This is a genomic window from Streptomyces niger, from assembly GCF_000718305.1.
Lineage (GTDB): Bacteria > Actinomycetota > Actinomycetes > Streptomycetales > Streptomycetaceae > Streptomyces > Streptomyces niger.
Genome location: NZ_JOFQ01000008.1, coordinates 526,581 through 540,049, shown reverse-complemented (window position 1 = coordinate 540,049; position 13,469 = coordinate 526,581). Strand labels below are relative to the sequence as shown.

The following is a 13,469-nucleotide window of genomic DNA, read 5'->3' as shown; positions in this document are numbered from 1 at the left end:
GTCCTGGCAAGCGGACGGGGCGGGTCAGGCGCTCCGCCTACGGCGAAGGGCGGGGTCGGCCCGGTCAGGCCGGTCGGACCGGTCAGGCCGCCGCCACCGGCTCCCGCTCGGCCGTCACCGACAGGTGGTCGCCGTCCACATCCACCCGGACGGTGTCGCCGTCGTGCACGTCGCCCGCCAGGATCGCCCGCGCGAGCTGGTCGCCGATGGCGGTCTGGACGAGGCGGCGCAGCGGCCGGGCGCCGTAGGAGAGGTCGGGCCCCGAAGAGGCGGCCTGCTCGGGCTTGTCGATCACCGGCTCCTGGCCCAGCCATGCCAGCCAGGTCAGCGCCGCGTCCGAGACGTCCAGCGTCAGCCGCCGGTCGGCGAGCCGCTTCTGCAGGTGCGCGATCTGGATCTGCGCGATCCGCTGGAGCTGGTCCGTGCCGAGCGGGTGGAAGACCACCGTGTCGTCCAGCCGGTTCAGGAACTCCGGGCGGAAGGCGGAACGAACCGTCTCCAGCACCTTCTCCTTCTTCTGCTCCTCCTTCAGCAGCGGGTCCATCAGGAAGTTCGACCCGAGGTTGGAGGTCAGGATCAGGATGGTGTTGCGGAAGTCGACCGTGCGGCCCTGGCCGTCGGTGAGCCGGCCGTCGTCCAGCACCTGCAGCAGGATGTCGAAGACATCGTGGTGGGCCTTCTCCACCTCGTCCAGCAGGACGACGCTGTACGGGCGGCGCCGTACGGCCTCGGTCAGCTGGCCGCCCTCCTCGTAGCCGACGTAGCCGGGAGGCGCGCCGACCAGGCGGGCCACGGAGTGCTTCTCGCCGTACTCGCTCATGTCGATGCGGACCATGGCCCGCTCGTCGTCGAAGAGGAAGTCCGCGAGCGCCTTGGCCAGCTCGGTCTTGCCGACGCCGGTCGGGCCGAGGAAGAGGAACGAGCCGGTCGGGCGGTCGGGGTCGGCGATGCCGGCGCGCGTACGGCGTACCGCGTCGGAGACCGCGCGCACGGCCTCGGTCTGCCCGATCAGCCGCTTGCCCAGCTCGTCCTCCATGCGCAGCAGCTTCTGGGTCTCGCCCTCCAGCAGCCGGCCGGCCGGGATGCCGGTCCAGGAGGCGACCACGTCGGCGATGTCGTCCGGGCCGACCTCCTCCTTGACCATGGACTCCTTGCTGGCCTCCTGCTCGGCCTCGGCGGCCGCGGCCTCGTCCAGCTCCCGCTCCAGCCCTGGGATCTCGCCGTACAGCAGCTTGGAGGCGGTGTCGAAGTCGCCGTCGCGCTGGGCGCGCTCGGCCTGGCCGCGCAGCTCGTCGAGCTTCTCCTTCAGCTCACCGAGGCGGTTCAGGCCCTGCTTCTCCTTCTCCCAGCGAGCGGTGAGGCCGCGCAGCTCCTCCTCCTTGTCGGCGAGGTCCTTGCGCAGCTTCTCCAGGCGCTGGACGGAACCGGCGTCCGTCTCGTTCTTCAGCGCCAGCTCCTCCATGCGCAGCCGGTCCACGGAGCGCTGCAGCTCGTCGATCTCCACCGGGGAGGAGTCGATCTCCATGCGCAGCCGGGACGCCGACTCGTCGACCAGGTCGATGGCCTTGTCGGGCAGGAAACGCGAGGTGATGTACCGGTCGGAGAGGGTGGCGGCCGCGACCAGCGCGGAGTCCGCGATCTGCACCTTGTGGTGCGCCTCGTACCGGCCCTTGAGGCCGCGCAGGATCGCGACGGTGTCCTCGACGGTCGGCTCGGCGACCAGCACCTGCTGGAAGCGGCGCTCCAGCGCGGGGTCCTTCTCGATGCGCTCGCGGTACTCGTCCAGCGTGGTCGCGCCGACCATCCGCAGCTCGCCGCGGGCCAGCATGGGCTTGAGCATGTTGCCCGCGTCCATGGCGGAGTCGCCGCCCGCACCGGCCCCCACCACGGTGTGCAGCTCGTCGATGAAGGTGATGATCTGGCCGTCGCTGGACTTGATCTCCGCCAGGACGGTCTTCAGCCGCTCCTCGAACTCGCCGCGGTACTTCGCGCCCGCGACCATCGCGCCGAGGTCCAGCGCCACCAGCCGCTTGTCGCGCAGCGACTCGGGCACGTCGCCCTTCACGATGCGCTGGGCCAGGCCCTCCACGACGGCGGTCTTGCCGACGCCGGGCTCGCCGATCAGCACCGGGTTGTTCTTCGTACGCCGCGAGAGCACCTGCACGACGCGGCGGATCTCCTGGTCCCGGCCGATGACCGGGTCGAGCTTGCCCTCGCGCGCGGCCGCGGTGAAGTCCGTACCGAACTTCTCCAGGGCCCTGTACGTGCCCTCGGGGTCGGGGTTGGTGACCCGCTGGCCGCCGCGCGCCTTCTCGAAGGCGTCCAGCAACCTCTTGGCGGAGGCGCCCTGCTGGTCCAGCAGCTCGCCGGTGGTCCCGCCCTTGGCGGCGATGCCGATGAGCAGGTGCTCGGTGGAGATGTAGTCGTCGCCCAGCTCCTTGGCGCGCTGCGACGCGTCCGCTATCACCGCGAGCAGCTCGCGGTCGGGCTGCGGCGGGGCGACGGTCGAGCCCTGGATGCTGGGCAGCGCGGCGACCCGGCGCTCGGCACCGGCGCGCAGCGCGGCGGCGTCCGCGCCGACGGCGGCCAGCAGGTCGGTGATGTTCTCGTTGTCCTGTCCGGCGAGCAGCGCGAGCAGCAGGTGGGCGGACGTCATGTCCGCGTTGCCCCCGGTCACGGCCCGCTCGTTGGCGGCGCTCAGCGCCTCCCGGCTCTTGTTGGTCAGCTCGGCGTCCACGTGCTCGCGCTCCTCCTCTTGTCCGGCCTGCACGTTATCGGCCCTCGGGCCGCCTCTTGCCTGATGCAACGTGCGATAAGTTGAGTCTATTCCACTCAAGGCAAAAACGCCGACCTTTGCCGGCCGCTGCGGCCTGGGTTCCCGTCGGACGCGCATCCCACTCGCGCGGGTGATCCGTTCTGATGATCGGCCCGGCCGGGGCTCCGGCCCGCCATGCTGGTCTTCCGCGACAAGGAGGTGCAGCATGACGGCTATGGCGTACGAGCCGACGGCCACTGACGAAGAGACCCTCCTGGACTACTTCCTCAAGCTGGAGACCCCCGTGGGGTTCCGGCCTGAGTTCATCGAGGGGGAGATCGTTGTGTCACCACCGACGGATGGCGATCACGAGGACTACTTGGACCTGATCTCCGGCCAGGTCAGGGCCGAGTCCAGCACGCACATGCAGATCTCCGGCTACAAAGGGCTCGTCCTCTCCAGTACGGCAGGCCATGCTGACGATCACGTGATCCCGGACGCCACCATCGCCCCGCGTGAGCTGCGCCTTTTCCGGGGCGCTCCCCCATGGATGCCGAGCGACGGCGTCGCGATGGTCATCGAGGTGACATCGAGCAAGCCGAACAAGGACCGCGGCCCCAAGCGGCAGGCATACGCCCGCGCACGCATTCCGCTCTACCTCCTCGTCGACCGGACGAAGTCAACGATCACTCTGTTCAGCGAGCCGGCTGACGGGGACTACGGCGAGATCCACTCGGTGCCCTTCGGCAAACCCCTCCCCCTCCCCGCCCCCTTCTCCTTCGACCTGGAGACCTCGGAGTTCCTCTGACCGCCGGGCCGCCGGTCGTCGCAGGCCCGCCCCGCACGCCCCCGTAAAGTGCGGGCATGGCCCAGGATCTCCAGAACCCCGACCCCGAGTACCTCGCCTTCTGGCGGGAGCGGCATGTCTGCACGCTGACCACGATGCGGCCGGACGGGACGCCGCACGTCGTGCCGGTGGGGGTGACGTTCGACCCCGAGCAGGGGCTGGCCCGCGTCATCACGAGCAGGGGCACGGCCAAGGCGCGCAACGTCCTGTCGCGGGGCGACGGCGGCGCGCGCGTCGCGGTCTGCCAGATGCAGGGGAAGCGGTGGGCGACCCTGGAGGGCCTGGCGACGGTCCGTACGGACGAGGCGAGCGTGCGGGACGCGGAGGCCAGGTACGCAGTGCGGTACGAGCGGCAGCCGCGGCCCAACCCCGAACGGGTGGTCATCGAGATCCGGGTGACGAAGATGCTCGGACGGGGCTGAGGCCACGCGCCCGTACGCGGGTCGTGTGGCCGATAACGGACCGCGTTCTTCCGAATCCTCGGCCGGAGCTGCTAGTGAATACGTGACCAGGTCCGCGCACGATGCGATCCGTCCCGGGCCGAACAGGTCAGCTGGAGGCCGAATGAGGTCAGCAACGCACACCAGCACGACACACGGAAACGCCGCCGACAGCCCGGACCGGCGCCCCCGCGCCGAATCGTGCCCACGCTGCGGCGGCCGGCTGGCCGTCAACCAGGACGGATGGAAGATCTGCCACGCCTGCGGCTACGCCTCGCCGCCCGGCGCAGCGCCGCAGCCCCGCTCCGTCCACAGGGGTATCGTCACTCCCACAGTCGCCACGTCCCGGGGGGCAGGATGAATGCGGTGCGAGTGACGGCGATCGCGTGCCTGATGCCACTTGCGGAACTGGACGATGATCCCTTCCTGGTGGACGACCGCAGCCAGCACGAGATGTGTGCCCGCTGGGCCGAGGACCGCGACTACCGCCTCACCTGCCGGCTGAGCCTGCACCACCTGCGCGCCGACCACTGCGCCCTGTGGCAGGACGTGGAGGCGGGGCTGGTCGACGTCTTCGTCGTACCGAACCGCCGCGCCCTGGAGAACGCCGTCGACTCCGCCGAGGACTTCACCGCCCGCTGCGCCGCGGCCGGCGTCCGCCTGGAGACCGCCGACGGGACCGAGCCGGTCTACACCACGGAGATGAAGTCCCGGGTGCACCGGCGGCTGTCGATGCCGACGGCCGGGTACAACGGCTGCTGACCCGGCCTGGCCCGCGTATGCGCCGCTCGCGGCACCCCTGGAACGCGAACGGGCCGGGGTCCGAAGACCCCGGCCCGCCCCGTCGGAGCACTGCGGCTACTCGCCCGTCCGCTTAGGTCGCCACACGACCAGCGCACTGGTCTGCTGCACGTCCTGATACGGCACCAGGTCCCGGCGGTAGCTGGCGTGCACCGCCGCCTCCCGCTGCTGGATCGCCGCGGCGGCACCCTCCACCGCGCTCTGCAGCTCGGCGACGCGCTGCTGCAGCGCCGCGACCTGGTTCTCCAGTTCGATGATGCGCTTGATGCCCGCGAGGTTGATGCCCTCGTTCTGCGACAGCTGCTGCACCTGGCGGAGCAGCTCGATGTCCCGGGCCGAGTACCGCCGGCCGCGCCCGGCCGTCCGGTCCGGGGAGACCAGGCCGAGCCGGTCGTACTGGCGCAGCGTCTGCGGATGCAGGCCGGAGAGCTGAGCCGCGACGGAGATGACGTACACCGGCGACTCATCGGTCAGTTCATATGGATTACGACTCCGACGCCCGCCCCGGCTGTCCATCATCAAGCTCCCTTCGCGGCCTGGAAGAGCTCCGACCGTGGGTCCTCACCCGCGGTCGCCTCGCGATAGGACTCCAGCGCGTCCTTCGCCTTGTCGCTGAGGTCCTTGGGCACGACCACCTCGATGGTGACCAGGAGGTCGCCCCGCGTACCGTCCTTGCGCGCCGCACCCTTCCCGCGCGCACGCATCGTCCGGCCGTTCGGCGTCCCGGCCGGTATCTTCAGCGTGACCGGCGGGCCGCCGAGGGTCGGCACCTTCACCTCGCCGCCGAGCGCGGCCTCCGGGAAGGTGACCGGCACGGTGACGGTGAGGTTGTCGCCCTTGCGCCCGAAGACCGGGTGCGCGTCGACGTGCACGACGACGTACAGGTCGCCGTTGGGCCCGCCGCGCTCGCCCGGCGCGCCCTTGCCGCGCAGCCGGATCCGCTGCCCGTCGGAGACGCCCGCGGGGATGCGCACCTGCATCGTGCGCGCGCTGGTCGCGCGGCCGCTGCCCTTGCACACCTCGCACGGGTGCTCCGCGATCAGGCCGCGGCCCTTGCAGTCGGCGCACGGGTCGGTGAGCGAGAAGCCACCGCCCGCGCCACGGCTGACCTGGCCGGTGCCCACGCAGGTCGGGCAGACCCGCGGGGTGCCGTTCTTGTCACCCGTACCGGAACAGGCCTTGCAGGGGGCCTGGCTGGACATCCGGAGCGGGACCGTGGCCCCGTCCACCGCCTCGGTGAAGCTGAGCGTCACCTCGGACTCGATGTCCTGACCACGGCGCGGCTGGGTGCGCGTGCCCGCGCCGCCGCCCCTGTTGAACAGGCCGCCGAAGACGTCCCCGAGTCCGCCACCGAAACCGCCGGCACCGCCGGTGCCGCCCTGGGCACCCCCGAAGAGGTCACCGAGGTCGAAGTTGAAGCTGCCGCCGCCGGCACCGCCGGGACCGGCACGGAAGCCGCCGTTGCCGAACAGCGCCCGCGCCTCGTCGTACTCCTTGCGGCGCTTGGGGTCGCCCAGGACGTCGTTCGCCTCGGAGACCTCCTTGAAGCGCTCCTCGGCCTTGGGGTCGCCCTTGTTGGCGTCCGGGTGATTCTCCCGCGCCAGCTTGCGGTACGCCTTCTTGATCTCGGCGTCGGTGGCGTCCTTCGGGACGCCGAGGACCTTGTAGTAGTCCTTCTCGACGAAGTCCTTGGTGCTCATCCCCGACGTCCCTCCTCCCGTACTGTCCTGCTTCTCACGTCAGCCCTCGTCCGGGCCACCGCTCTCCTCGTCCGACGACTTCTCCTCGGACTTGGCGGGCTGGGCACCCGGCTGGGGCTCGGCGACCGCGACCCGCGCGGGACGAATCGTTCGCTCGCCGATCCGATACCCCGGCTGCAGGATCGCAACGCACGTCGTCTCCGTGACGTCCGGTGCGTACGAGTGCATCAGCGCCTCGTGGATCGTCGGGTCGAAGGGCTCGCCCTCCTTGCCGAACTGCTGCAGACCGAGCTTGGCGACGACCGTCTCGACCGACTCGCCGACCGACTTGAAGCCGCCGACCAGCTCGCCGTGCTCGCGGGCGCGGCCGATGTCGTCCAGTACCGGCAGGAGCTCGGACAGGAGGTTCGCCGCGGCGATCTCCTTGACCGTCACGCGGTCGCGCTCGACCCGCCGGCGGTAGTTCTGGTACTCGGCCTGCAGGCGCTGGAGGTCCGCGGTGCGCTCGTTGAGCGCGGTGCGCACCTGATCCAGCTGGGCCACCAGACCGGCGTCCTGGTTCGCGTCCCCGGCCGGGGCCGGGCCCGCCTTGTCGGCGGACCCGGCGCCCTGCGCCGCATCATCGGGAGTTGCGGCGTCGGAGGGGACGTCAGGCTTCTCGTCAAAGCCCGGGGTCTCCTCCGTCACGCGGCACCATCCTTCTTGTCCTTCTCGTCGTCCACGATCTCGGCGTCGACGACGTCGTCATCGGCCTTGGCCTGCTCGCCACCGGCGGCACCCTCGGCACCGCCCGCGGCCTGCGCGCCCTGGGCGTCGGCGTACATGGCCTGGCCCAGCTTCTGCGAGACGGCGGCGACCTTCTCCGTGGCGGTACGGATCTCGGCCGTGTCCTCGCCCTTGAGCTTCTCCTTCAGCTCGCCGACGGCGGTCTCGACCTCGGTCTTCACCTCGGCGGGGACCTTCTCCTCGTTGTCCTTGAGGAACTTCTCCGTCTGGTAGACGAGCTGCTCGCCCTGGTTGCGCGTCTCGGCGGCCTCGCGGCGCTTGTGGTCCTCGTCCGCGTAGCGCTCGGCCTCCTCGCGCATGCGGTCGACCTCGTCCTTCGGCAGCGAGGAGCCGCCGGTGACGGTCATCTTCTGCTCCTTGCCCGTGCCCAGGTCCTTCGCGGTCACGTGCATGATGCCGTTGGCGTCGATGTCGAAGGAGACCTCGATCTGCGGGACGCCACGCGGGGCCGGCGGCAGACCGGTCAGCTCGAACATGCCGAGCTTCTTGTTGTACGCCGCGATCTCGCGCTCGCCCTGGTAGACCTGGATCTGCACGGAGGGCTGGTTGTCCTCGGCGGTGGTGAAGATCTCCGAGCGCTTGGTCGGGATCGTCGTGTTCCGCTCGATGAGCTTGGTCATGATGCCGCCCTTGGTCTCGATACCGAGGGACAGCGGGGTGACGTCCAGCAGGAGGACGTCCTTGACCTCACCCTTGAGGACACCGGCCTGGAGGGACGCGCCGATGGCGACGACCTCGTCCGGGTTGACGCCCTTGTTGGCGTCCTTGCCGCCGGTCAGCTCCTTGACGAGCTCGGCGACGGCCGGCATACGGGTCGAACCGCCGACCAGGACCACGTGGTCGATCTCGGACAGCTGGATGCCGGCGTCCTTGATGACGTTGTGGAACGGGGTCTTGCAGCGGTCGAGCAGGTCGCTGGTGAGCTGCTGGAACTGCGAGCGCGTGAGCTTTTCGTCCAGGTGCAGCGGGCCCTCGGCCGACGCGGTGATGTAGGGAAGGTTGATCGTCGTCTCGGTGGAGGACGACAGCTCGATCTTCGCCTTCTCGGCGGCCTCGCGCAGCCGCTGGAGCGCCATCTTGTCCTTGGACAGGTCGACGCCGTGGCCGTTCTGGAACTGCTTGACCAGGTAGTCGACGACGCGCTGGTCCCAGTCGTCACCACCGAGCTGGTTGTCACCGTTGGTGGCCTTCACCTCGACGACACCGTCGCCGATCTCCAGCAGCGAGACGTCGAAGGTACCGCCACCGAGGTCGAAGACCAGGATGGTCTGGTCGTCCTTCTCCAGGCCGTACGCCAGCGCCGCGGAGGTGGGCTCGTTGACGATGCGCAGGACGTTCAGGCCCGCGATCTCGCCGGCCTCCTTGGTGGCCTGCCGCTCGGAGTCGTTGAAGTACGCCGGGACGGTGATGACCGCGTCCGCGACCTTCTCGCCGAGGTAGGACTCCGCGTCGCGCTTCAGCTTCTGCAGGATGAACGCGGAGATCTGCTGCGGGTTGAAGCTCTTGTCGTCGATGTCCACCTTCCAGTCGGTGCCCATGTGGCGCTTGACCGACCGGATGGTCCTGTCGACGTTCGTGACCGCCTGGCGCTTGGCGACCTCGCCGACGAGCACCTCACCGTTCTTGGCGAAGGCGACGACGGACGGCGTGGTCCTGGCGCCCTCGGCGTTGGTGATGACGGTGGGCTCACCGCCTTCGAGAACACTGACGACGGAGTTCGTCGTGCCCAGGTCGATGCCGACCGCACGTGCCATTTCGATTCCTCCAGCTGACATTGAGTGGAACTGGCTCAAGAGTGCATCAGAGATCCGGCGCTGTCAAAGGACCTGAGTCGAGGCCGCTCAAGTCTCCTGCCGTAGATTTACGCACGGCAACGTATGCGCAGGTCAGCGAGGTACTGATGAGAGGGGAGCGAGACGTCCGTCCTGCGACGGGCGTGGCGCCGACACCCCCACCCTCCCCCGCACGGACGTCCGGCGCATCTCCGGCGTGTCGCGTCCGCACTCAGGGCGCGCCGCTTACGGCACCCTTAGGTCATCCTCAGCGACGCAGATCACCGCCGCAGCTGGTACAGGACGGCATGAATAGTGGGTACCCTCAGCACGGATTGACTAAGTTACTGCTTAGTAGTTGCCCATCCCGTCCCTCACAGAGACCTTCTGAATTCCCCGCTCACGCAGGCCCGAGGAGCCCCCATGCAACTCGCCGCGATCATCGTGTCGCTGGTCCTAATCGCGGTCGGCGTCGCACTGTTCGGCCGCGCGATCGTGCAGATCGTCCGCTTCATGCGGCTGGGCCAGTCCGTCCCCGCCGGCCTCCGGACCAACGACCCCTGGCAACGCACCGTCACGGTGGTCAAGGAATTCCTCGGCCACACCCGCATGAACAAGTGGGGGATCGTCGGCGCGGCGCACTGGTTCGTCGCGGTGGGCTTCTTCTCGCTGCTGCTGACGATCGTCAACGCCATCGGCCAGCTGTTCAAGGCCGACTGGCTGCTGCCCGTCATCGGTGAGTGGGCGCCGTACAACGTCTTCGTCGAGTTCATCGGCACGATGACGGTCCTCGGCATCCTGGCCCTGATCGTCATCCGGCAGCTGAACCGGCCGGGCGGCGCGGGCCGCAAGTCCCGCTTCGCGGGCTCCAACTTCGGCCAGGCGTACTTCGTCGAGGCCGTCATCCTCATCGTCGGCGTCTGCATCTTCATGCTGCACGCGCTGGAGGGCGCCCAGCACCACGTGGACGGCTACGAGGCCTCGTTCTTCATCTCGTACCCGGTGGTCTCGTGGCTGGAGGGCCTGGACGTCTCGACGCTCCAGAACCTCACCTACTTCTTCGCCGGCCTGAAGATCGCGACGTCCTTCATCTGGATGATCACGGTCGCGCTCAAGACCGACATGGGCATCGCCTGGCACCGCTTCCTGGCCTTCCCCAACATCTGGTTCAAGCGGGAGTCCAACGGCGAGGTGGCGCTCGGCGCGCTGCAGCCGATGACCTCCGAGGGCAAGGAGATCGACTTCGAGGACCCGGGCGAGGACGACCAGTTCGGCGTCTCCCAGGTCGAGCACTTCTCCTGGAAGGGCATCCTCGACTTCTCCACCTGCACCGAGTGCGGCCGCTGCCAGTCGCAGTGCCCCGCGTGGAACACCGGCAAGCCGCTCTCGCCGAAGCTCATGATCATGGCGCTGCGCGACCACAGCCACGCCAAGGCCCCCTACCTGCTCGCCGGCGGCGGCAAGGACATGGAGGGCAACGAGCAGGCCACCGAGGAGCAGCTGAAGGACGTGCCCGCGGCCGCGCTGGCCGAAGCCGAGCGCCCGCTGATCGGCACCCTCGAAGAGAACGGCGTCATCGACCCGGACGTCCTGTGGTCCTGCACCACCTGCGGCGCCTGCGTCGAGCAGTGCCCGGTCGACATCGAGCACATCGACCACATCGTCGACATGCGCCGCTACCAGGTCATGATCGAGTCCAGCTTCCCCAGCGAGGCCGGCACGATGCTGAAGAACCTGGAGAAGAAGGGCAACCCCTGGGGCCTGGCCAAGAAGCAGCGCCTCGCCTGGACCCAGGAGCTGCAGCGGGAAGCAGGCTTCGAGGTTCCGGTCGTCGGCAAGGACGTCGAGGACCTCACCGAGGTCGACTACCTGTACTGGGTCGGCTGCGCCGGCGCCCTGGAGGACCGCGCCAAGAAGACCACCAAGGCCTTCGCCGAGCTGCTGCACATCGCGGGCGTCAACTTCGCGATCATGGGCGGCGACGAGAAGTGCACCGGTGACTCCCCCCGCCGTCTGGGCAACGAGTTCCTCTTCCAGCAGCTGGGCGCGGAGAACGTCGCCACGCTCAACGCCGCCTTCGGTGAGGACGACGAGGACCCGGAGACCAAGAAGCCGAAGTCCAAGAAGAAGATCGTCGCGACCTGCCCGCACTGCTTCAACACGATCGCGAACGAGTACCCGCAGCTGGGCGGCGAGTACGAGGTCATCCACCACACGCAGCTGCTGCAGCACCTCATCGACGAGGGCCGTCTCACCCCCGTCACCCCGGTCGAGGGCCTGATCACGTACCACGACCCCTGCTACCTGGGCCGCCACAACAAGGTCTACACGCCGCCGCGCGAGATCATCGCCAAGGTGCCGGGCCTGCGCAACGAGGAGATGCACCGCCACAAGGAGCGCGGCTTCTGCTGCGGCGCCGGCGGCGCCCGGATGTGGATGGAGGAGCGCATCGGCAAGCGCATCAACAACGAGCGCGTGGACGAGGCCCTCTCCCTGAACCCGGACATCGTCTCCACCGCCTGCCCGTTCTGCCTCGTCATGCTGACCGACTCGGTCAACGGCAAGAAGAACGACGGCAAGGTCAGCGAGAACGTCCAGGTCGTCGACGTGGCCCAGCTCCTGCTGGACTCCGTGAAGACCCCGGCCGACCCGGCCGGCGAGGCCGAGCCCGCCGACGAGCCGGAGCCCGAGCCGGTCAAGTAACCGCGCTGCACGTCCCTCCGACGGCCGGTCCCGCATCCCGCGGGGCCGGCCGTCGCCGTTCCGCCACCGGCTCGGCCCGGCGTGCGCCGGTGTCCGGAACCGGACGAACGTACGGGCGCACGACGTATGTCCGTGCGACCATGAGGCGCCGGATACGGGTGGGGCGCTGGGGGGCGAAGTGCGGTACCGAGGGTCACGAGCGGCACGGGCGGCGGGGGCCGGGCTGTGCTGCGCACTACTGGCGGCGGGCTGCGGCCTCCTCACGGCGGACGGCGCGCACGTACGGTCCGCGGCCCGGCACACCGTCGGCCCACCACCCCGGCCCGTCCCGCACGGCAAGGGCAGCGACACCGCCGACGACTTCAACGGCGACGGCCACCCCGACCTGGTGCTGGACACCCTGCTCAACCCCGCCGACAGCCACGACGACGACCCCGGCATCGGCATCGTCTACGGCACGGAGCACGGCCTCGACCCGGCGGCACGCCAGCTCCTCACCCCCGCCCGGCACGCCGCCGCCACGAAGGGCGTCGTACCGGCCGTCTTCGACGCCGAGGCCGCCTGCGACCTGGACGGCGACGGCTTCACCGACCTCGTGGTCAGCACCGACCCGCCGTACGACGGCCAGGGCCGGCCGCCCGTCCCCGTGCAGATCCTGTTCGGCTCGCCGGCCGGCCTGACCGCACGCGCCGTGAAGCTGCGCATCCCGGACCGGGCCCGGTTCGGCAACGAGTGGCCCGACCGGCCGGTCTGCGGCGACTTCGACGGCGACGGCGCGCAGGACCTGGCCGTCACCGCGTCCGGGCCCCGGGCGAGCTTCCTGCGCGGCCCGTTCACACGGCAGGGCGCGCCCAAGGCAGCCGGTGCACCGCTGGACATGCCCGGGACGGTGCCCGTCAGCCTGCCGATCCCGGTCGACGTGGACCGCGACGGCGCCGACGACCTGCTCGTACGGTCGGGGACCACGACCCTCGCCGTTCGGGGCCGGCTGGCGCTGGGCGGCGCGCGGGGGCCTGCCACGGCGGGCGCCACGCTGCCGGCGGGGTTCGGGACGGCGTTCGGCCGGTTCGACGGCGGCACCTCGGTCGACGCGGTGGTCGCCACGGGCGACCGGCTCGCCGTGCGGTACGGCGTCGGCACGGCGACACCGCGCACCGCGTCCGTCGCGGTGGCGGGGCGGTCGGTCGCCGCGGCGGACGTGACCGGTGACGGCCGCACGGACCTGGTCGTCTCGGGCGGCTCACCCCTTCCGGTACTCCTCACCGGCTCGGCCACCGGCCTCCGGCCGGGCCGCGAACCAGCCGTACGGGCCCCCGACATGCCCGCCAGAGCCCGCTCCACGGTGGTCCGGCTCGCCGACTTCGACCACGACGGCCGAGCCGACCTGGTCCTGCGCACCGTCTACGGCACCCGCGACGCCGTCACCGTCCACCGAGGCGCAGCCACCGGCTTCGCGGCCGGCCCGGCGCTGACCTTCACCACGGCGGCCTTCTCGGAGTGAGTGCCGGGTGCGTACCGGGCACTCCGCCGAGCGCGGCGTGCAACCCTCCTGCCCCCTCATGGGTCTTGTGATCGCCAACTGCCGCCGAACTCCGGGCGAATGCCCGGTGAAGCACGGCGGCGAGCGGCTCTCATACGGACGGGACGCGCCCCGCGTCCCGCATG

Annotated in this window: 10 protein-coding genes; 5 read left to right on the top strand and 5 right to left on the bottom strand. The window is 70.2% G+C overall.

What is annotated here, in order from left to right; genetic code table 11:
* Nucleotides 1–82 precede the first annotated feature (82 nt).
* Nucleotides 83–2,737, bottom strand: coding sequence for an ATP-dependent chaperone ClpB (gene clpB / locus IF20_RS18845; RefSeq protein ID WP_052866344.1), 2,655 nt, complete (start codon nt 2,735–2,737; stop codon nt 83–85).
* A gap of 244 nt (nt 2,738–2,981) precedes the next feature.
* Here clpB and IF20_RS18840 point away from each other — a divergent pair, with 244 nt between their 5' ends.
* The 3 genes from IF20_RS18840 to IF20_RS18830 all read left to right on the top strand — a co-directional run bounded on the left by IF20_RS18840 (nt 2,982) and on the right by IF20_RS18830 (nt 4,804).
* Nucleotides 2,982–3,563, top strand: coding sequence for a Uma2 family endonuclease (locus IF20_RS18840; RefSeq protein WP_199896648.1), 582 nt, complete (start codon nt 2,982–2,984; stop codon nt 3,561–3,563).
* A 56-nt stretch (nt 3,564–3,619) separates the two neighbouring features.
* The gene (locus tag IF20_RS18835; protein WP_052866343.1) at nt 3,620–4,024 is read left to right on the top strand and encodes a PPOX class F420-dependent oxidoreductase; all 405 of its coding nucleotides are present in this window, start codon (nt 3,620–3,622) and stop codon (nt 4,022–4,024) included.
* A 375-nt stretch (nt 4,025–4,399) separates the two neighbouring features.
* The gene (locus tag IF20_RS18830; protein WP_052866342.1) at nt 4,400–4,804 is read left to right on the top strand and encodes a hypothetical protein; all 405 of its coding nucleotides are present in this window, start codon (nt 4,400–4,402) and stop codon (nt 4,802–4,804) included.
* 96 nt (nt 4,805–4,900) lie between these two features.
* Here IF20_RS18830 and IF20_RS18825 read toward each other — a convergent pair whose 3' ends face one another.
* Genes IF20_RS18825 through dnaK form a run of 4 tightly spaced genes read right to left on the bottom strand, consistent with a single transcriptional unit; the run spans nt 4,901 to nt 9,083 of the window.
* Nucleotides 4,901–5,359 (bottom strand): heat shock protein transcriptional repressor HspR, encoded by a 459-nt coding sequence (locus tag IF20_RS18825; RefSeq protein WP_110944298.1) that lies wholly within the window; start codon nt 5,357–5,359, stop codon nt 4,901–4,903.
* Between the two features lie 2 nt (nt 5,360–5,361).
* Nucleotides 5,362–6,543: a molecular chaperone DnaJ gene (gene dnaJ / locus IF20_RS18820; RefSeq protein ID WP_052866340.1), complete on the bottom strand. Its 1,182-nt coding sequence runs from the start codon at nt 6,541–6,543 to the stop codon at nt 5,362–5,364.
* A 39-nt stretch (nt 6,544–6,582) separates the two neighbouring features.
* Nucleotides 6,583–7,230 (bottom strand): nucleotide exchange factor GrpE, encoded by a 648-nt coding sequence (grpE, locus tag IF20_RS18815; RefSeq protein ID WP_052866339.1) that lies wholly within the window; start codon nt 7,228–7,230, stop codon nt 6,583–6,585.
* Nucleotides 7,227–9,083: a molecular chaperone DnaK gene (gene dnaK, locus IF20_RS18810; RefSeq protein ID WP_052866338.1), complete on the bottom strand. Its 1,857-nt coding sequence runs from the start codon at nt 9,081–9,083 to the stop codon at nt 7,227–7,229. Before dnaK ends, grpE begins: the two co-directional genes overlap by 4 nt.
* A 441-nt stretch (nt 9,084–9,524) precedes the next feature.
* On the opposite strand from dnaK, the gene IF20_RS18805 reads away from it, so the two are divergent.
* The gene (locus IF20_RS18805; RefSeq protein ID WP_052866337.1) at nt 9,525–11,804 is read left to right on the top strand and encodes a (Fe-S)-binding protein; all 2,280 of its coding nucleotides are present in this window, start codon (nt 9,525–9,527) and stop codon (nt 11,802–11,804) included.
* Between the two features lie 178 nt (nt 11,805–11,982).
* Nucleotides 11,983–13,305: an FG-GAP repeat domain-containing protein gene (locus tag IF20_RS18800; protein WP_052866336.1), complete on the top strand. Its 1,323-nt coding sequence runs from the start codon at nt 11,983–11,985 to the stop codon at nt 13,303–13,305.
* Nucleotides 13,306–13,469 lie beyond the last annotated feature (164 nt).

Excerpts from the sequence above, each read along its gene's own strand:
- IF20_RS18840 (WP_199896648.1), top strand. The coding sequence starts at position 2,982 with ATGACGGCTATGGCGTACGAGCCGACGGCCACTGACGAAGAGACCCTC.
- IF20_RS18835 (WP_052866343.1), top strand. The coding sequence starts at position 3,620 with ATGGCCCAGGATCTCCAGAACCCCGACCCCGAGTACCTCGCCTTCTGG.
- IF20_RS18830 (WP_052866342.1), top strand. The coding sequence starts at position 4,400 with ATGAATGCGGTGCGAGTGACGGCGATCGCGTGCCTGATGCCACTTGCG.
- IF20_RS18825 (WP_110944298.1), bottom strand. The coding sequence starts at position 5,359 with ATGGACAGCCGGGGCGGGCGTCGGAGTCGTAATCCATATGAACTGACC.
- dnaJ (WP_052866340.1), bottom strand. The coding sequence starts at position 6,543 with ATGAGCACCAAGGACTTCGTCGAGAAGGACTACTACAAGGTCCTCGGC.
- dnaK (WP_052866338.1), bottom strand. The coding sequence starts at position 9,083 with ATGGCACGTGCGGTCGGCATCGACCTGGGCACGACGAACTCCGTCGTC.
- IF20_RS18805 (WP_052866337.1), top strand. The coding sequence starts at position 9,525 with ATGCAACTCGCCGCGATCATCGTGTCGCTGGTCCTAATCGCGGTCGGC.